We start from the raw sequence: 19993 nt of genomic DNA, 5'->3' as shown, positions 1-19993 counted from the left end.
ACCATTAAATTATTTTCAAATTATAAAAAATTAAATTTGTGTACTTATTTACAATTTATAAGGAAAAATAAACCATTACCTTATCTCATATCACCACACTTTTTCAAGTACAAAATAACCATGTATCTAAAGAAATGATCAGATACATGGTTATTATAAAATGATAGTTCAATTGGTGAGGTGAATAACAACAACCTAAGTGTCTCCACAAATGTTTCCGATAAGTCGAGTAATCGCAAGTCTCTTCCATGGGGGAGTTAATCGCAGTCTCAGTCCCAGGACATGACGAACTTAGTTTATTTCCTCTAGCAAGCAATAAGAAACACAAGTATCTTCACACCCTGTGAAGATGCTTGCGTGACCAACGTCATGTTTTCTAAGTTTTACAAGCGATTATCTATGATAAAATATCTTAAAAAAATTTAAGAGCATTCTTCTTATTGCTAACGACTAAACAGCTTTCGAATCTTCTATAGCATTCTTTTGTGACATTTTTTTACTTATTAAGTGATTTAATTTTTCTGAACTTAGAAACATTCCTGTAACAAGAAAAACAACCCCGATTGGGAAGATTCCTATTGTGGTCTGGGAAGCAATGAAGCCTAGTAAAGGTGGAATAAATGTTGTTCCAGTGTAAGCAGAAGCCATTTGATAACCAATCAATATTTGAGAATATTTTTTACCAAAACGTACCGGCGTTTCATGTAACATACACGGGAATATCGGCGCTAATCCCAGCCCTATAATTACAAAGGAAACAAGTAAAAATGGTGATGGCAAGGGTAAAAATAAAATAATTGCTCCCATTAATGCTGTTATTTGTCCAATTCGAATAAGCTTACGGTTGGTCATCCGAAAAGTGATAAATCCTGTTATAAACCTACCAATCGTAATTCCACCATAATAAAGAGAAACCCATTGAGCGGCAGTTGCTGGGTTTAAACCTCTAATATTTACTAAAAAACTACTCCCCCAAAGCCCTACCGCCGATTCAACACCACAATAAAATAGAAAAGATGCTAAGGCTAGTTTAACTCCTTTTACTTGTAATGGTTTTTGCTCTTGATTTGCCTGATTTCCAACTATATTTTTCACATCTTTACTTTCAGCTATAGGCTTATTTTGAGCTGTCTTTTTCCACAAAGGTAAAGTGAAAAACAAAACCATGACTAAAGTAAATTGAATAATTGAAATAAAAAAGTAACCACCTCGCCAAGCATTATCATTTAGAATAAATCGAGACATAATAATCGGGCCAAGTGTTGCGCCAACTCCCCAAAAACTATGTAACCAGCTCATATGGTGTGCTTTATAATTTATTGCAACATAATCGTTCAAACCTGTATCAACAGCTCCAGCTCCTAGTCCAAGTGGAATAGCACAGATAACTAACCAAATAACTGATGGAGCAAAATAAAAACCTAATAAAGCACAGGCAGTCATTAAAACGCTCACAAATGTCACATTTCCAGTTCCAAATCGTTTTAATAATCTACCACTAACTAGACTAGAAATAATCGTCCCAATTGCAATAGTCATCGAAAGGATTCCAGCTGTCTCAAGCGGAGCATCATATTCCAATTGCATAACCGGCCATGCTGTTCCTAATAGGGTATCAGGCAAGCCTAAACTGATAAAAGCCAAATAGATAATTACTAAGAGAAATGTTGTCATATTTATACCTCGTGTCTATTAAGTAAAGAAATAATAATCGTATCCATAGAGTGAAAAACAGGCAGGTTTATAGAAATAAGTATAAACACCATTATGCGTGGTGCAAATTGGATAGTTTCTGGTCAAGTAAATGAAACATTTCCCTGTATCAGAATCTCCTACCCTCTCTTCAAGTGAGAAAAAACCGAGCAAAGCTCGGTTTTAGAGTTTACATATGATTTGGTGCTTGAACACCGATTAATTTTAATCCATTGGCAATGGTTATTTTCACGGCTTGCATTAGGGCGAGTCGAGCTTTTGTTTTTTCGGGATCATTTGGATCAAGTACTTTTTCCGCGTTATAATAGCTGTGTAAAAGGGCAGCTAAATCGAAAACATATTGTGTCATTCGGTGTGGTGCTCGATTAACTGCTGCATCTGCAATAACTTGTGGGAAATCACCCAATTGTTTTAATAGATCCTCTGCTTTTTCTGTCATCAAATGTTTTGACAAATAGTTTAGATCAAGCTCGTAACCTTTTTCCTTTGCTTGTTTGAGCAGCGTACAAATGCGGGCATGGGCATATTGTACATAATAAACTGGATTCTCGTTTGATTCTGATTTTGCCAAATCCATATCGAAGTCCAGATGAGCATCACTTGAACGCATGACAAAGAAATAACGCATCGCATCAATGCCGACCTCATCCATTAATTCCCTCAACGTGACAGCTTTACCTGTCCGTTTGCTCATTTTTACTTTCTCACCATTTTCGAATAAATTAACCATTTGGATAATTTCTACTTCTAAAGTATCCTCTCCATAACCAAGCGCTTGAATGGCTGCTTTCATTCTAGGAATATAACCATGATGATCAGCGCCCCAGATGTTAATCAGCTTCTTAAAACCACGATCAAGTTTATTTTTATGATAAGCAATATCTGGTGCCAAGTACGTATACGAGCCATCATTTTTGATCAATACGCGATCCTTATCGTCGCCAAAGTCAGTTGTTCTAAACCAAATAGCGTTATCCTCTTCAAAGGTGTAGCCCCTCTGTTTTAGTAAAAAGAGAGCTGGTTCAATTTTATCTTCCTGATAAAGGGAAGTTTCAGAAAACCAATGATCAAAATCAACCCGGAATTCCGCTAAATCTTTCTTTAGTTTAGCTAACTCAAATGCCAAACCATATTCACGGAAAAAGGCCAGACGTTCTTCACTTGTTTTTTCAACAAATGCATCATTGTGTTCAGCAATCAGTTCTTCTGCAATGGTGACAATATCTTTGCCGTGATAGCCATCTTCAGGCATTGGAAAATCATGGTCCAAGGCTTGCATGTAACGCGCCTCAATCGATAGGGCGAGATTATTCATTTGGTTACCAGCATCATTGATATAAAACTCGCGTTCGACTTGAAAGCCTGCTGCATCCAGTAAATTAGCAATTGAATCTCCAACAGATGCTCCACGAGCATGACCAAGGTGTAAATCTCCAGTTGGATTTGCTGAAACAAATTCTATTTGAACGCTTTCCCCTAGGCCTGTTTGCGTACGTCCATATTGATCTGCTTCATTTAAAATAACTGGAATTAGGCGTGTCAAATAACTATTATCCATAAAAAAGTTAATAAATCCAGGGCCAGCAATCTCTATCTTTGTGACTGAGGCACTAACTTGATCCAGTTTGGCAACAAGCTGCTCTGCAATTTGACGGGGTGCCTTTTTAGCGATACGCGCTAGTTGCATTGCGATATTTGTTGCATAATCACCATGTGCTTTTTCCTTAGGTTTTTCTAAATTAATTGTGGGGATTTGTTCCTCTGGTGCAAGCTCAGCCTTGATAATAGCAGCTTTTATTTCAGCCTTTAGCTGATCCTGCGTCTCTTGTACAATTGTCATGACTTGTCCTCCTCAATGATAAGTAAGAGCTCATGCTTACGCTCTTCTTCTCCGTCAAGTTTTGTTATATAGTCAATTCTTAATTCAGCGTTATGAGTCGTTGAAAGGGGTTGGTAATGAAAGTTTTTCGTCAGGGTTTCCATGCGAATAGTGCCAAATTGATGACGATAAACCGTCTCTGTTAAGCGCTGAGACTGGAATTGTTGATTCATCTCCACCCCGCCTGATCGCTTAATAGTCACTTGTTCTGATTTAATTGTAATCATCGTATGAACGTCAGGCTGATTATCAATTTGTTCAGTAAATCTGACAACAGACTGTCTTTCCGTTTGAAATAATTCACCTACTGCCTTTATCTTTGTTTGTTGTTCATCATTTCCATCGCTGATTTTTGTTTGTAAACTTATTTTAACAAAAAATTGTCCTAGCTGCATAAAACCATCCTTTTGAACTGTCAGTATTCTCAAGTATAGAAATGTTTAGCCGGAAACTCAAGTCTCTTCTTATAATTTATTTAAATTTTTGCTCCGAAAATTTTCAGTTAATTTCCTCAAAAATAAAGTTAAAGCTAATATTTTCACAATTTAGCGTTTAAATATTGCTTAAAAAGTGATAATGGATAAAGCATACCTTCAATTACTAACTCAAGGAGGTGAGGTTGTTGAAAAAACTTGCACTATGGATTTGTTTAGTTCTATCTATTGGCTTTATAAGTTTAATGATATCCATTTATTTATTAGGGGCTCCTAAAATCAACGAGCAACCCATTGATATTTTAGACCATAATGGTGATCTTATAGGAACAGCTTATAGTGATGGCGAAAGAATTTGGCAATCCCTTGAAGATATTCACCCGATGTTAGTTGATACAACAATCATGATTGAAGATCAAAATTTCCATCACCATGGCGGTTTTGACTTAAAGCGGATTGGCGGAGCCGTTTTAAAAAATCTCCACCAAGGTAATCTGGCAGAAGGAGCCAGTACAATCACGCAACAGTATGCTCGTAATCTTTATTTAACCCATGAAAAAACATGGCTTCGTAAACTAAAAGAGGCTTTTTATACCATTAGACTTGAGCAGCATTACGATAAGGATAGCTTACTTGAGGGATATTTGAATACCATTTATTATGGACATGGAATTTATGGTGTTGAAACAGCAAGCCAATTCTATTTTGGTAAATCAACTACAGATTTATCGCTTGCTGAGATCGCTCTACTTGTCGCTATTCCCAATCGGCCAAATGCCTATTCTCCACTTAATCATTATGATACGGCAAAAGAGCAGCAAGAAAAAGTGCTCGCCATTCTTGAGGCAGAAGATCTCATTACAACAACAGAAGCTGAACTTGCTCGACTTGAGGTGTTAAATATTGAAGGTGAAACGCTTCAACAACCTCAATTTGGTTATTTAGCTGATCTAGCAATCGCTGAAGCAAAAGAGTTATTGGATGGTCCTGTACCAGCCGGCTATCAATTACAAACAACGATTAACCTCGAACAACAAGAAGCACTATCTCAAGCGGTTATCGAGCACATTGATGATTTGCAAGTTGGAGCTATTATGGCACATCCAGCGACTGGTGCGATTCAAGCATTAATTGGTGGTGTCGATTATCAACTTAGTCCATATAATCGAGCAACACAAGCCCATCGCATGGTTGGTTCAACCTTTAAACCTTTTTTATATTACACTGCTTTGGAAAATGGTTTCACTGCGGCAACTACCTTAACAAGTGAACCAACTACCTTTGCTTTTAGTGATGACAGTCAATATAGACCTAGTAATTTCAATCAACTTTATGCCAATGATACGATTACACTAGCACAAGCATTAGCCGTCAGTGATAATATTTATGCTGTCAAAACACATCTTTTTTTAACACCTGAAAAGGTGATTGATCGAAGCCGGTCAATCGGAATAACAAGTGAGCTTGAGCCAGTACCTGCATTAGCATTAGGAACTGCTTCACTGAGCGTTCAGGAGCTGGTTACTGCTTATAGTCATTTTGCTAACGGCGGCCATACCGTCAGCCCATTTTTAATCGAAAAAATTATCGGTCCTAATGAAGAAATCATCTATCAACATGACTTTCAATTAGGAGAGCAGGTGTTAGATGAACGAGTTACTTTTATATTAAATCAATTATTAACTGGTATGTTTGATCCAAATTTATCAGATTATCTAGCCGTAACGGGGGGGTCAATAAGTGAGGATCTGAGTGGTGATTACGCGGGAAAAAGTGGTTCAACTGATACAGATAGTTGGATGGTGGGCTACAGTCCTAATTTAATTGTTGGCGTTTGGACTGGCTACGACGATAATCAAAAAATCGGTTCTAACCAAGCCTCAAAATTGATTTGGCGTGATGCCATTGAAGCAGGTCATCGAGAGAATGGAAGCGATAGTTTTATTGCTCCTCCAGGCATAGTAGCCGCCTACGTTGACCCGCAGTCAGGATTATTAAGTGATGAGCACTGCCCCGTCAGTCGATTAATGTATTTTATCGAAGGAACTGAACCACTAATTTACTGCAATTTGCACGAAGATTGAATTTAATTGATTATTTTGGAGGTTGAGCTCAATTTCTTGAATTTGTGCTCAACTTCTTTAGTTTGCAATCAACTTCTCCGTTTTGCAATCAACTTCCGCGATTTGCAATCAACTTTTCCGAAATACTGTCAAGTTAACAAAAATACAGTCAACTTTCACGAAATGCAATCAAGTGAGCGAAAATGCAATCAACTTTTCCGAAATACAGTCAAGTGAGCGAAAATGCAATCAACTTTTCCGAAATACAGTCAAGTGAGTGAAAATGCAATCAACTTTTTCGAAATGCAGTCAAGTGAGTGAAAATGCAATCAACTTTTCCGAAATGCAGTCAAGTTAACGAAAATACAGTCAACTTTAACGAAATACAATCAACTTCTTCGAGTTGCAAGCAATTGCCTAAGTTTTTAGGTGTCGTTGCTTTTCTTAATATTTTCTCTTCATTTTCGTCTATTCCTTTTCGTTCAATGAAAAGAACAGTTATATGATTCATGACTCCATGTGCTCTTTTCATTACACTTATTCATCTCCCCCCTCTATATTAATTGCAATCATTTTTCTTAAAAAGATAAGCCAGCTAGTCACATATTTCTTATGACTAACTGGCTTATTCTTCTTATAAAACTTTTTTCAACTCATCGCTTGCATTGGTCCACATTTGCGGGTTAAATTCACGCAGAAAATGACCTAACAAGTGGCGAGATTGCTCATCCATATGATCAACAATAACATGTCCTTTAAGTGATTTATCCATATGATTAACATGTTCAGGCATGGATTTATAGGCTATACGATTAGGGCGATCAATCGACATTTCACTACTTGCTACCCCATGATAATAAGGACCGTTTTCTCCCGTTTCGACTGTAACCCAAGCGATCCAGTACAAGAGACCATTGGGTACCTGATCCTTATCTGGGATAAACTTTACACGGCGTTCAACTTCACTACGTCCATGCATTGCTCCCATATCAACAAAGGCACGTTCTTCATTCGGGTCGATAACGACAGGTGAAACATTTTCTAAACTAATTGAGCCGACTCCAAATCCGCCATGTCCGTCTGTTGAATCATCTTTAATAATTGTAAATGGTTGGGGCTGCTTTTTTTCAGTCATCTAAAATTCTCCTTTTTTAATGAAGCTGATTCTGTTTTAACTGATCAATAAATTGCCAGGCTTCTTCTATCTCTGACTCACTATAATTAGCACTTGATTTTACCTCTTGAACTTTTTTTTCAATCTCGTGACGTGGTAAATCTTCAAAGAACAGTACCGTCGCAACAAGCTCAAGAAATCTTGAACGCTGATTATTTAACTGTTCGATTTCTTCTTTGCAGGCTGGCAAATCGTCTGGAGCTTGTTCAAGAAATTGTTTACCTGCATCACTAATCCGATAATGATATTGTGAATAATGCCCTTTATCTTGTTTCTCTTCTGTGATAAAACCTAGATTACAAAGTTCTTCAATGCGTAAAGTCAATTCTTCTGAATAGGGACCATAAAAATGAAAGGCAAATTTTTCATTAAAGGGAACGCCCATTTTCTTCAAAATATAGATCATTTTTTGTAATTTTTTTCGCCCAATAATATCTTCTGCCTCGATAAAAAATCGCATTAAACGCGCATGATTTAGTAGCATATTGTCACTCCTATTTCAATCCTAGTAAAGTCTTTATTCTTGCTTTTTTCGGATTCTGATCAGGTAATTTTTCAATTAAGTCAGCTGGATAATAGAGCTTATGATCTGTACGCTTCTTACCTGAAATGGATTCAACAATTTCTGAAGCACGTGACAGCTCTTTCAACTCACCATTTGACATCTGCAAATAAATTGGAAGTCGTTCTCCTTCTTCACCCGGTCGATAAAAGTCATAGGGCAAATCAGATGATGAATCGACGACTAAATAATAGTTTGAATCAATCCCAACACTTTCAAATAATTGTGCTAGCTCTTTTAATTCTACAATTTTTTCAATTGGATTGAAATCCGTATATTGAAAGAGCCGACGATTGGTAAATCGCTGACAAAGGTCAGACAAAATCGTATCATTCTCGTTTATCCACATTTGAAAATAATACATTACGACTGTTTCATCTAAATTTATGTAATCCTCAACTGACATCTTTCCAGTGAAAAAAGCTAGGAAATGCTTTGGTTCCTGCTTAAATGAATATTGTCTGCTATATAACTCTTTGACACGGTGGAGAATTTTTGACAACAGAACTTCAGCACTTCTACTGACCGGATGGAAATAGACTTGCCAATACATTTGATAGCGGCTCATGATATAATCTTCAACTGCGTGCATGCCGGAAGATTTAATCACGACTTTATCAGGTAATGGTCGCATCACTCTTAGAATTCGTTCCATGTCAAAATGACCGTAACTTACACCGGTATAATAAGCATCACGCTGTAAATAATCCATTCGATCAGCGTCGATTTGGCTTGAAATTAAGCTAACAATCAGTTTATTATGATAGGTTTTATTAATAACTTCTGCAACTTTATTAGGAAAATCAAGATCTACCTTTGTTAAAATAGCATTGATTTCTGTCTTACCAAGAATAATCTGATTGGTAAAATCCTCATGATCTAAATGAAAAACCTTTTCAAAGGAATGTGAGAATGGACCATGACCTAAATCATGAAGCAAGGCTGCCGTTAAGCAAAGAAGACGTTCGTCTGGGTTCCAATTAGGCTGACCAGAAAAGTTATCAAGAATTCTGCGAATAATCTCGTAAACACCTAAAGAATGATTGAAGCGACTGTGCTCTGCACCATGAAATGTCAAAAAGGTCGTACCTAATTGCTTGATCCTGCGCAGACGTTGAAATTCTCTCGCCCCAATTAAATCCCAAATCACTTGATCACGCACATGGACATACCTATGTACAGGGTCCTTAAAGACTTTTTCTTCGTTGAGTTGTTCGTCGCGATAGGCCACTAACATTCCTCCTTCATTCTAAAATTAGCTTCTCATATCCATTCATTATATAATAGATTAACCGAATCTGAAAGAGGAGATGACAGATAAAGTGGATAATTGGCGAGACATTTTTTCAGATAATAATGTTCGTTTTATTGATCATAGATCGAATGATTTAAAAATATGGGAGTCGTTTGCGGTTGATGATGCATTAGCTGAATCGATCCATAATGGCGAGTCCACAACGACTATTAGAGTTTGGTCCCATCCTGAGGCAGTCGTACTTGGGATTGCCGACTCTCGTTTACCTCATTTAACAGATGCTTCCCAATGGTTAATCGAACAAGGTTTTAATCCTGTAGTTCGTAATTCTGGAGGTCTAGCAGTAGCATTAGATGAAGGTGTTTTAAATCTTAGTTTACTTATTAAAGATGAAAATTCAGTCGGGATTCATGAAGCTTATCAGAAAATGGTTCTTTTAATTCAAGCATTATTGGCAGACTGGACTGACAAAATTGAAGCCTTCGAAGTTATGGGTTCCTATTGTCCGGGAGATTATGATTTGAGTATTGGTGGAAAAAAATTTGCTGGAATCTCTCAGCGACGCATTCGAAATGGAATTGCGATTCAAATTTATTTATCAATTACCGCTGATTATCAAATGCGCGCTCGCTTGATTCGAGATTTCTATCAAATTGGAATCCAAGACGAGGACACTCGATTCACCTATCCAAACGTAGATCCCAATACGATGGAAGCACTCGAAACTTTAATTGGTGAGCCGATAGGTGTTGATGATGTTATTGTGAAGTTAAAAGAGACATTGATTGAGGCAGGAATCGATATCAAACACGGGCAGTTAAAGGATACTGAATTGGAAACATTTAAGAAACGAAGAAAACAGATGATCGATCGAAATGAACGGGCTCTTGGAAATTTATTTGTAAAATAAAGCTTTTACGAATGGTGGCAAATCCGAAGTCAAGAGTATTTTGTTGAACTTGAAAATTAATGATAAAACCTGAGAGCAAGTTTTATAAAAAAAGAAATCGGTATATGCACCGATTTCTTCTTTCTTATAATGCTTGGGCAGCGGTAATAATTGCCAGTTTATAAACATCGTTTGCATCACAACCACGTGATAGATCATTCACTGGGCTATTTAGACCTTGTAATACTGGACCAACCGCATCAAAATTTCCTAAACGTTGAGCTATTTTATAACCGATATTCCCAGATTCAAGCCCTGGGAAGACAAAGACATTAGCGTTTCCTTGAATATCAGCATTTGGAGCCTTCTTCTCAGCAACACTGGGTACAAAAGCTGCATCAAATTGAAATTCCCCATCTAAAGTTAATTCTGGTTTCATTTCCTTTGCAATTCTTACTGCTTCTGCTACTTTAACTGTTTCTTCAGATGTAGCTGATCCTTTTGTTGAAAAACTTAGCATGGCGACACGCGGATCGATATCAAATAGTTTTGCTGTTTCCGCCGATGTTAAAGCAATCTCTGCAAGATCTTGACTATCTGGAGACATGTTTATGGCACAATCAGCAAAAACATACTTTTCTTCATCACGAACCATGATAAAGACACCGGATGTTTTTTTGATTCCTGGTTTTGTTTTAATAATCTGCAAGGCAGGACGTACAGTATCAGCTGTTGAGTGGGCTGCACCACTAACAAGTCCATCAGCTTTTCTCATATAAACAAGCATTGTACCAAAATAGTTTTCATCTAAAAGCATTTGACGTGCCTGTTCTTCAGATGCTTTTCCTTTCCGTCGCTCTACAAAACTTGCGACCATTGCTTCAAATTCTGGATACTCTTCTGGATTTAAAATCTCTACATTATCAAGTTTGAGATTAAATGACATGGCTTTCTGTTCTATTTCTGTTTGCTTACCCACTAATACAGGTTGAACTAATCCCTCAGTTGCCAATTGACTCGCTGCTTCTAAAATACGTTGATCAGAACCCTCTGGAAAAACAATTCTCTTAGTGTTCCCAGCTAATCTCCCTTTTAATGTATCAAATAAATTACTCATGTGACACCCTCCATTTTTTCATTCTGTTATAATCATACGACTTTTTCTGTTTAATGAAAAGGGATAACGTTCATTTTTTAAAAAGATTTGATTTTTGATCACATTTAATAAAGTACAGTCATATCCATCTACTGATTTTTATTAAGTAAATTAAACATGACTCCACAACTAAAATGAATAATCATATTTATCTTTCCCATTCTTATTGAAAAAACATATTTTTAATGGTTGGTGCATAAATATGGCTAGAGAAAGGTGATTTAGAAATGAGGTGAACCAATGGCCGTTGTTGCCCATACAGAAAAAGAGATAGAACTGCTGGCTAGACTAATGCGAGCCGAGGCTGAAGGTGATGGGAATCTTGGCATGTTGATGGTCGGGAATGTTGGCGTTAATCGAGTGATCGAAAGTTGTTTGGATTTTGATGGGATTCGAAATATTGAAGATATGGTGTTTCAAAGTCCAGGTGGATTTGAAGCAACACAGAAGGGTTATTTTTACCAACGTGCTCGTGAACATGACAAAGCATTAGCTCGCCGTGTCATTCGTGGTGAACGATTTCATCCAGCAAGTCGATCGCTGTGGTTCTTTATGCCAACAGGAGCTTGTCCAGAACAATGGTACGGTCAATGGAATTCTGGTCGTTATAAATCGCATTGTTTCTTTAATCCAGTAGCAAGTGAATGCCCACGTCTGTAAATTTGTTAAGAAAAGGGAGTGTAGATGTCAATGAGTGAAGAAAAAGATCAACGTCAACAAATGCCGATCCAAGGTATGTATCAAATGCCAATGCCGTCTTATCCAATGATGCCAATGCAAAACTTTCCACCACCGATGCAGCCTGGTCCATTTCAACCTGAGGTTCCCTCTTATCCGCAGCAACAGCCAGCAGAGCCAACCCCAGCTGATAACATGTTGCCGTTAGAACAATCTTATGTTGAAAATATTTTACGCTTAAATAGAGGAAAAGTTGCAACGGTTTATATGACTTTTGAAAACAATGAACGTTGGAATGCAAAAATTTTCAAAGGGATTATTGAAGCAGCTGGTCGTGATCACATTATTTTGAGTGATCCGGAGACTGATAAGCGTTATTTACTTTTAACTATTTACTTAGATTATATTACTTTTGATGAAAAAATTGATTATGACTATCCGGTACCAACAGATCAGGCATTTTAATGATTTTATTTAAACACATCCTTCTTTGTATGACTGCACCTCAAAAGTTAGCAAAAAAGCTAACTTTTTGGGGTGTTTTTATCTGTCGTCTCATCCACATCATCACTTCGTTGCAATGCCTAGTAAGAAATCCTAATTTAACCCATCATCCTCTAAAAATCAAGTAATGAATCAGGTTGTTCGTAATTATCGATTGACTTTACCTTTTGTTGTGGTTGATAACTTTCGCCAAGCATTTTTCGGAGTTCAAGCTCGTCAGAAATTGTTTTATCATTCTTTGTTGATTTTTCAACTTGCTCATCATCTAAAATTAAATCGGCTAACAAATTAACGACGCGAACATGTTCTTTTATTTTTTCATAATCATTACTTTCCTTGGCTCGTTCTATTTCCTCCGCCATTTTCATAACTATTTTTTCATAATTAATCATAAATACTCTCCTTTATATTATTAGATGAATAACACCTTACAGCCGACTTTTATATAAATCCACAAGTCACTCCTAGTTTATAAGTTTTCCTCATCTTATTAGAGCAAATGCTGACTTACTGAAATCTACTTAAATGCTTCAGCTATATGACAAATTCAAATGACAGAATGTTGAACTTCTAGTCGGCGTTCTCGATTTACGGAAGTTGGAAATATCCAATTAGTTGTCAGATATATTACCATTCATTCTATTCCCAAATTTAATTGATCGACTCAAATAGCTGGGCGAACATTTACAACAAAAGGTGCATAAAGTAAAAAGTAGGGTAACACCTAAAAAAACTCTAAACGAGGTGACTCATTTGTCTAATTCAATGCATCCGCACCAAGCAAATTTTCAACCGCCTAATCAGCAAATGAATACTTACAGTCAGCAACAGCCAATGCCTTATCACCAAAATCAATCGCATATGGGGCAAAACTCTCAAGAACAACAAGTATTATCTGCTGTCAATCCAGTCATCCATCATGGAATGCGAGAAGCCCAGCACTTAGGCTTTCCTCATGCATTAAAAGAAGCAGTAGCTATTGCATATTTAATGGGGCAAGGGCAAGATTTCCGCTCAGCGTGGCAAACGGTCGAGTCTTGGTGGCGTCCTAACCAACCGACAACATTTTATTAAGATTATTGAGAAAAGATAACGATTGAAATAGGAAAATAAACCATTAAAAATACTGATCTTAAGTCCATCGAGCCATTACAATCTCAGAAGCCTTGAAAAGACCTGTGTCAAACTTAAAAGGCTCTTAGCAGAGAGAAATACTTTGCTAAGGACCTTTTACGTTAATTTATCTACTTTATCAGCAATGAAAGTAGCTACAGATGAATGGCTATCTTTCCCATAGCCTACTTCATATTGAATAGTGCTAAAACCTGCCTGCTTTAATCGCAATTCTAGTTCCTTCAATCCATACCAATTGAGGACAAAATGGGATATCTCTGTTTTCTCAATCGTTCCTCCAGATAAAAGTTCGTATTTATTGATATAGGAGACGCTCTGCTTCAACCAATCTATCGCCTGACTCGTGTTAGTAAATACAATACCCGACTCACTTGTTAAGGAATAATCACGGACTTCCACCTGACCTGTTCGAAAATCTGCTGGAAATATCGTATCAAAGATAAATTGTCCACCATCTTCTAAATGACTAAATAAGTTGTGTAAAAGGGCATCCATTTTATCACTTGGAAGTAAACAAAAACTGCCTGTAGGCATAATAATCGTCTTATATTTCCGTTCTAAAGCAAGTTGTGTTAGGTCTTGTTGAAAAAGATTTGTATTTACCTGGTGGTGTTCCATATTGATCTTACATTGATTTAACATGTCAGAAGAGAGATCAACACCATCCATTTCAATCCCCTCTTTCAAAAAGGGAATTAACATTCTCCCGGTACCCACACCCGCTTCTAATACAGAACCTTTTCGTTCTTTTAGTTTTGCACCATAGTATTCGATATCTCCATCGATGGAATGCCCAACTGGTTTAGTATGTTGATATAATTTTGTGCTTAATTCACCGTATTCCTCAAACATTTTTCTGTCTCAGTTCTCCTAACTTAACCTAGATTAATATCCTTAATAAGGTAACATCGATCTTCTCATCAATTCAATTGTTCGTTCCTTTGTTTCCAACCTGTTGTTTTTAGCTCAATGATGGGTTGGAAAGAGATAAAGACCGGATGACTTGCTAAAAGCAGGACAATCCCTAGCGAGATAACGATGACAAAAATAAAATCAAAACCATTGTTTATTTGAATCATATTATATTCACGGAAAAATTGAATAAATATGCCGTGTAACAAATAAACATAAAGCGTTTGTTCACCAAATTGGGTTAAAATAAACTGTTTTCTCGGTATCCATACATATAAGCTGAACGATAATAAAAAACTGATTAGATAAACGCAACCTCTGATTAATCCTCCCAGCATTCCTGTATCAAGACTGGCGTAAGAAGATGAACCAAACAACCAACCGCTTGGAATATTGGGATAAAGGATGATGCCAATAAGCACTACTGAGATTACAGCTAAACTGATCAAACGATATCGGAACGTTTTCCATTTGAACAATTGATCCATTGAAAGCCAATAACCAACTAAAAAGAATGGAAAAAAGACAAAGGTCCGTGACAAACTGTACATCTGACCAATTTGATCGATATAACCAACCGCAATCCCAAGTATGACTGCTATAGTTAGCCCCATTTTAGGGGTCATTTTCTTAAAGATAATTAACAATAAATGCCATGAACATAAACTCAGTAAAAACCAAAGTGACCAATGGGGTTCAAATAATGGTACATTCCAGCCACTATCTGTTGTAAAGTAATAATAAGCCGTATAAAGAGTTTGAAAGATTATATATGGAATAATAAATTTTTGTAATAGTTTTAATAAATAAGCAGGTTCACTGCTCCCTTTGGCAAAAAAACCGCTGATCAGAATAATCGCAGGCATGTGAAAAAAGTAAATAAATTGATAGAGTACCATCAATAATTCCGATCCCTCAGTTAATGGTTGAATCACATGACCAAAAACAACCAGAAAGATCAAAATTAATCTTGCATTATCAAAAAAAGGTTCTCGTTTCAAAAAAATCACCTTTCTTTTTTAATTATTAGATATACGAATTATCCTAACACATTTTCACACCGAGAACCCATTTTAATCAAATTGTTAGTAAACTGTAAATCAATTGTAACTCATATTTCAACAATCAAACAGCCTCGACATGTTTACTTTTAATATTCTAGCAATTTTATGCTATGATAATGCTAGATTATTATCGAAAGGCATGATGAAATTGACCAAGAAAAAATCTTTCCGCTTTTTGCTCTATGCAGTGTTAATTTTTGCTTTAATTTATTTATTAAGCCTAACAGCATTTATCTTTAAACCCATCGGCTTGTTAATTGCGGCGATTGCTACTCCGATTGTAGGTGCAGGGCTTCTGTTTTATGTCACAAATCCTTTAGTTAACTTATTAGAACGTTTTAAAATTAAACGGATTTTTGGTATTATACTTGTATTTCTATTATTAATTGCACTGATATTCTTCAGTATTTACTTTGTTATACCACCGATCCAAGAGCAATTCGCTCGTTTAGTTGAAAGTGCTCCACAAATGATGGCTTCGTTTGAAGAATTATGGAGCATTTGGCAAAATCGGCAAGAATACCTGCCAGCAAGTTTTGAAGAATCGATTCAAAATATAATCGATAATTTAGATATGTATACGGAGCAAATTGTTGGTTCATTGTTTAGTTTTATCGGCTCATTTGTTAGTTTTATTTTTGCGCTCGTCTTGATTCCTTTCTTCCTTTTCTTTATGTTGAAGGATGGACATAAGTTTGTTCCCTTTATAACAGGTTTTTTAAGTGAATCAAAAGCAAATAGTTTAAAAGTTTTATTAAAGAATATAAATATCGTTTTGTCCTCCTTTATTCAGGGGCAACTGCTCGTCAGCTTGAGTGTCGGGATCATGTTACTGATTGGTTATTGGATCGTTGGTCTCAATTATGCCTTAATGTTTGCTGTATTTGGTCTCTTTATGAATTTGATTCCTTTCATTGGTCCATGGCTATCCGCCATTCCGGCTGTTGTTGTTGGTTTTTTCCAAGAGCCTATGGTTGGAGTATGGACAGCGATCATTATGATTGCAGCACAACAAATTGAAAGTAGCTTACTCTCACCAAATATCATGGGTAAGGTTTTAAAGTTACATCCGTTAACAGTTATTACGGTGATTTTAGCTGCTGGAGCAATGGCTGGTTTCCTTGGTATCTTGTTTGCTGTTCCTGCCTATGCTGTGGCCAAAACAATCGCTACTCACTTTTACCATCTCTATACGGAGCATCAACGCCCAACAGGTGAAAGGAATTTATTTTAGCTTTATACACGATAACAGAAAGTATCTCAAATAGATTAAGCCGTTTTTTGATTGATGTGATTAGCATTTCTATCTTATGGCATATCCCCATGAAACTATTCTTTGTGGATATGCCATTACTCATGTTGCCTCATAATTTTTGTTTTAGAAAGGTGTTTATCATGCAATTAGCAAAAGCAAAGCAAATTTTACAAGATTATTATGGATTTGATGATTTTCGCAATGGACAAAAGGAATTGATTTCTACCATTTTGGCTGGCCAAAATGCACTTGGTATCATGCCAACAGGTGGTGGGAAATCACTATGCTATCAAATTCCTGGCGTCTTGTTGAATGGGACAGCGATTATTATCTCACCACTTATTTCACTGATGAAAGACCAAGTTGATAGTTTACATACGTTAGGGATAAAAGCGACATACATCAATAGCAGTTTAACAAATGATGAATACGAAGAACGGATGAACTTATTAAGGGAGGGTTACTTTGATTTTATCTATGTAGCACCTGAACGCTTTGATAATCACTATTTTCTGTCGATCATTCAACAACTTCAAATATCTTTTATTGCTTTTGATGAAGCTCATTGTATTTCTCAATGGGGGCATGATTTCAGACCGAGTTATCGATCGATCATTCAAACATTAGAGCACATCAACCACATTCCCCTCCGTTTAGCCTTAACAGCAACTGCTACACCCGAGGTAGTATGTGATATTCAAAACCTGCTAAATATTGATGATCAATCTGTTGTAAATACTGGTTTTTATCGTGATAACCTGTCCTTTCATTTAGTAAAAGGACAAAACAAACAAGACTTTTTATTCAATTATTTACCAGATCATAAACACGAATCAGGTATTATATATGCTCCTACCCGAAAGCTTGTTGATACCATTCATGCCCAACTTATTAAAAAAGGTTTTCGAACAGCCTACTATCATGCTGGTTTATCGGAAGATGTTCGACGTCAGCAACAAAATAAATTTATCAATGATGAGGTTGAAATTATTGTAGCAACAAATGCTTTTGGTATGGGAATTGATAAATCTAATGTGCGCTTTGTGATTCATTACAGTTTACCAATGAATATTGAAGCCTATTATCAAGAAGCAGGACGAGCAGGGCGAGATGGTGAACCCAGTGATTGTATTCTGTTATTTTCTGGACAAGATAGTCATTTGCCAAAATTTTTTATTGAACAATCTGAGTTAGATGAGGAGAAAAAGGCGCTCGAATATAAAAAGCTCCGTTCCATGATCAATTACTGTCATACCGATAATTGCTTGCCCAAATATATCCTAAATTACTTTGAAGAGCAGAATAGCTACGATGATTGCGGGCATTGCTCGAATTGCACGAAAACAGGTGAAAAAGTCGACCGAACTCGTGATGCACAAATAGTGTTATCTTGTGTGATGCGAATGGAACAGCGTTTTGGTACAGGACTAACGGCTAAGGTGTTGAAAGGATCAAAAGATAAAAAGGTTAAGCAATTTCAACTTGAAAATCTATCTACCTATGGACTAATGAAACATCAAACTGAAAAGGAGATTACCGATTTTATTCATTTTCTCGTTGCTGAAGACTACTTAACCACTGGCGACCAACGCTTTCCCATTCTTAAATTAACAAGTAAGGCGGCCGATGTATTAAAAAACAAAGCTGAGGTCTGGATGCGCCAAACGGAAATTCAACAAACCGAAGAAGCTGATGTTGATAGCCAGCTATTTGAACAACTTCGTCTCTTACGAAAGGAAATTGCTGACCAAGATAACGTCCCACCCTACGTTGTCTTTTCAGATGCTACTTTAAAAGAGCTCTGCCGTTATTTGCCGACTGATAAAGAAAACATGTTGAAAATTAAAGGTGTTGGCTTGAAAAAATTTGATTCATACGGTGAACAATTTTTAGAAATCATTCGTTTAAAATCAAGTAATCAACCGAGTCATTTAATCAGCTATCAGCTCTATGATGAAGGAAATCCAATCGAACTAATTGCTAAGAAACGTAACGTGCAAGAGCAAACGATCGCTACACATCTTTTCAAGGCATATCAAGAAGGTTACTCCATCGATTGGTCTGATTTTATTGATGATGAAGTCGAAGAAGTTGTTCTTGAAGCCTATCAGACAACTGGAGAGCCTTATTTGAAACCCATTAAAGAGTTGGTTCATGATGAGATTGATTACACGATGATCAAAGCTGTTCTAATTAAAAATGATTTGTTGGATGATTAAATGAAAGGTAACATATACTTAATTATTTCACACATCGATAACAAACGTTAACATTATAGCTTTAGTAAATGAAAGGAGGTAAATGAATAATGTTTCCAGACATTATACCTATTATCGTTATACTTGTTCAATTACTTATGATAGCTATTGTCATAGTCATTCCTATCATCCTAGTTAAAGTTTTAGTCCGTGCGTACAAAGAGGACAGAAGGATCAAAATTGAACATAACGAGTTACTTCTTAAAATTTATGAAGAATTTAGAGCGTTTAATAACAAATGAGTAAAATGCACTGATATATGAATCATCATCTTTTAATGTACCTAAAATTAAAACGGTTTTGAAAAGCAAAGTTTATCTTCAAAACCGTTTTAACAAGTAGATTATTTATTAGAATTAGAACGATGAACTAATTATGTTAAATCGAAGATCAAAAAGTTATTTCACCAAGGGAATGAACTATCCTATCTGCAAGAGAAAGGTCCATTTTAATTTCTTGATGCTTTATTCCAATTGTATTCATCTTAGCCCTTTTAGCAGCAAGTAAACCATTAGTAGAATCTTCAATAACAGTACAATTTTCTGGAGGTAGTTCAAACTCCTTTGCAGCAGTAAGGAAGACCTCTGGATTCGGCTTTCCATTTACCACATCATCACCAGTAATGACTTTATCAAAATAACATTCTAGTTTACACTGCTTTAAAACAGAATAAACTCGCTTTCTATCAGACGATGATGCTAAAGCAGTTGACATGCCTGATAATTTTAAAGTTTGAAGTATAGATACAACCTCTGGAAACAACATTTTTTTAAAGTCAAGTTCTACCTGTGAAAAAAATTTATTTTCTATTTCTATCAAAGTGTCAATACTTTCCTTTAAATTATATCTTTCCTTTAACAATTCCCACTTTCTCTGCTTGATTACACCCATGATTTCGTGAAGAATAGCCTCATCATCTATCTTTATCCCCATATGATTAAATATCTTTTCATTTATAGATTTATAAACAGGCTCACTATCTATGATTACTCCGTCCATATCAAATATTACTCCGTATTTATCCAATTCAATCCCCCTAATTAAATTCCATGAAGGTATTGCA

The 19993-nt window shown here is 36.3% G+C and carries 19 protein-coding genes; 7 read left to right on the top strand and 12 right to left on the bottom strand.

The genetic code is table 11. The features are described 5' to 3' along the window. Positions 1 to 450: 450 nt before the first annotated feature. From ACS127_RS08010 to ACS127_RS08000, 3 genes are all read right to left on the bottom strand, one after another. A complete protein-coding gene (locus ACS127_RS08010; protein WP_440897897.1) occupies positions 451 to 1674 on the bottom strand; it encodes an MFS transporter in 1224 nt (407 codons plus the stop codon). 208 nt (positions 1675 to 1882) lie between these two features. Beyond that, positions 1883 to 3553, bottom strand: coding sequence for an arginine--tRNA ligase (gene argS / locus ACS127_RS08005; RefSeq protein WP_440897896.1), 1671 nt, complete (start codon positions 3551 to 3553; stop codon positions 1883 to 1885). Further along, positions 3550 to 3987, bottom strand: a complete 438-nt coding sequence (locus tag ACS127_RS08000) for a DUF1934 domain-containing protein (RefSeq protein WP_440897895.1) — start codon at positions 3985 to 3987, stop codon at positions 3550 to 3552. The genes argS and ACS127_RS08000 overlap by 4 nt, the downstream gene beginning before the upstream one ends. Before the next feature lie 227 nt (positions 3988 to 4214). Here ACS127_RS08000 and ACS127_RS07995 point away from each other — a divergent pair, with 227 nt between their 5' ends. Beyond that, on the top strand, positions 4215 to 6110 hold the full coding sequence (locus tag ACS127_RS07995) for a transglycosylase domain-containing protein (protein ID WP_440897894.1): 1896 nt from the start codon (positions 4215 to 4217) through the stop codon (positions 6108 to 6110). Positions 6111 to 6438: 328 nt separating this feature from the next. Here the strand turns inward: ACS127_RS07995 and ACS127_RS07990 are convergent, their stop codons facing one another. From ACS127_RS07990 to ACS127_RS07975, 4 genes are all read right to left on the bottom strand, one after another. Then, on the bottom strand, positions 6439 to 6621 hold the full coding sequence (locus tag ACS127_RS07990) for a hypothetical protein (RefSeq protein WP_440897893.1): 183 nt from the start codon (positions 6619 to 6621) through the stop codon (positions 6439 to 6441). A 102-nt stretch (positions 6622 to 6723) separates the two neighbouring features. Beyond that, complete coding sequence (locus tag ACS127_RS07985; RefSeq protein ID WP_440897892.1) at positions 6724 to 7224, bottom strand: YwhD family protein; 501 nt, start codon at positions 7222 to 7224, stop codon at positions 6724 to 6726. A gap of 16 nt (positions 7225 to 7240) precedes the next feature. Then, positions 7241 to 7747 carry a YwgA family protein gene (locus ACS127_RS07980; protein WP_440897891.1) on the bottom strand — a complete coding sequence of 169 codons (507 nt, stop codon included), beginning with the start codon at positions 7745 to 7747 and terminating at the stop codon, positions 7241 to 7243. A 10-nt stretch (positions 7748 to 7757) separates the two neighbouring features. Next, positions 7758 to 9056 carry an HD domain-containing protein gene (locus ACS127_RS07975; protein WP_440897890.1) on the bottom strand — a complete coding sequence of 433 codons (1299 nt, stop codon included), beginning with the start codon at positions 9054 to 9056 and terminating at the stop codon, positions 7758 to 7760. A gap of 91 nt (positions 9057 to 9147) precedes the next feature. On the opposite strand from ACS127_RS07975, the gene ACS127_RS07970 reads away from it, so the two are divergent. Next, complete coding sequence (locus ACS127_RS07970) at positions 9148 to 9990, top strand: lipoate--protein ligase family protein (protein ID WP_440897889.1); 843 nt, start codon at positions 9148 to 9150, stop codon at positions 9988 to 9990. 124 nt (positions 9991 to 10114) lie between these two features. Here the strand turns inward: ACS127_RS07970 and pta are convergent, their stop codons facing one another. After that, positions 10115 to 11086: a phosphate acetyltransferase gene (pta, locus tag ACS127_RS07965; protein WP_440897888.1), complete on the bottom strand. Its 972-nt coding sequence runs from the start codon at positions 11084 to 11086 to the stop codon at positions 10115 to 10117. A 279-nt stretch (positions 11087 to 11365) separates the two neighbouring features. Between pta and ACS127_RS07960 the strand changes: the two genes are divergently transcribed. Continuing rightward, entirely contained in the window at positions 11366 to 11785 is a 420-nt protein-coding gene (locus tag ACS127_RS07960; RefSeq protein WP_440897887.1) for a cell wall hydrolase, read from the top strand. Positions 11786 to 11815: 30 nt separating this feature from the next. Continuing rightward, the gene (gerQ, locus tag ACS127_RS07955) at positions 11816 to 12268 is read left to right on the top strand and encodes a spore coat protein GerQ (protein ID WP_440897886.1); all 453 of its coding nucleotides are present in this window, start codon (positions 11816 to 11818) and stop codon (positions 12266 to 12268) included. 152 nt (positions 12269 to 12420) lie between these two features. Here the strand turns inward: gerQ and ACS127_RS07950 are convergent, their stop codons facing one another. Continuing rightward, positions 12421 to 12699 (bottom strand): DUF5327 family protein, encoded by a 279-nt coding sequence (locus tag ACS127_RS07950; protein WP_440897885.1) that lies wholly within the window; start codon positions 12697 to 12699, stop codon positions 12421 to 12423. Between the two features lie 361 nt (positions 12700 to 13060). Here ACS127_RS07950 and ACS127_RS07945 point away from each other — a divergent pair, with 361 nt between their 5' ends. Beyond that, a complete protein-coding gene (locus tag ACS127_RS07945; protein WP_440897884.1) occupies positions 13061 to 13381 on the top strand; it encodes a hypothetical protein in 321 nt (106 codons plus the stop codon). A 156-nt stretch (positions 13382 to 13537) separates the two neighbouring features. Here the strand turns inward: ACS127_RS07945 and ACS127_RS07940 are convergent, their stop codons facing one another. Together ACS127_RS07940 and ACS127_RS07935 are read right to left on the bottom strand one after the other, a co-directional pair. Beyond that, a complete protein-coding gene (locus tag ACS127_RS07940; RefSeq protein ID WP_440897883.1) occupies positions 13538 to 14293 on the bottom strand; it encodes a class I SAM-dependent methyltransferase in 756 nt (251 codons plus the stop codon). 68 nt (positions 14294 to 14361) lie between these two features. Then, a complete protein-coding gene (locus ACS127_RS07935; protein ID WP_440897882.1) occupies positions 14362 to 15354 on the bottom strand; it encodes an acyltransferase family protein in 993 nt (330 codons plus the stop codon). A 139-nt stretch (positions 15355 to 15493) separates the two neighbouring features. On the opposite strand from ACS127_RS07935, the gene ACS127_RS07930 reads away from it, so the two are divergent. Both ACS127_RS07930 and recQ read left to right on the top strand, forming a co-directional pair. Then, positions 15494 to 16651, top strand: a complete 1158-nt coding sequence (locus ACS127_RS07930) for an AI-2E family transporter (protein WP_440897881.1) — start codon at positions 15494 to 15496, stop codon at positions 16649 to 16651. Between the two features lie 161 nt (positions 16652 to 16812). Further along, positions 16813 to 18891, top strand: coding sequence for a DNA helicase RecQ (gene recQ / locus ACS127_RS07925; protein ID WP_440897880.1), 2079 nt, complete (start codon positions 16813 to 16815; stop codon positions 18889 to 18891). A 429-nt stretch (positions 18892 to 19320) separates the two neighbouring features. Here the strand turns inward: recQ and ACS127_RS07920 are convergent, their stop codons facing one another. After that, entirely contained in the window at positions 19321 to 19956 is a 636-nt protein-coding gene (locus tag ACS127_RS07920; RefSeq protein WP_440897879.1) for an HAD family hydrolase, read from the bottom strand. Between the last annotated feature and the right edge of the window lie 37 nt (positions 19957 to 19993).

The organism is Amphibacillus sp. Q70, assembly GCF_052055485.1.
GTDB lineage: Bacteria > Bacillota > Bacilli > Bacillales > Amphibacillaceae > Amphibacillus.
The sequence above is the reverse complement of the archived record's forward strand: the minus strand, read 5'-3'. Positions and strand labels throughout refer to the sequence as shown.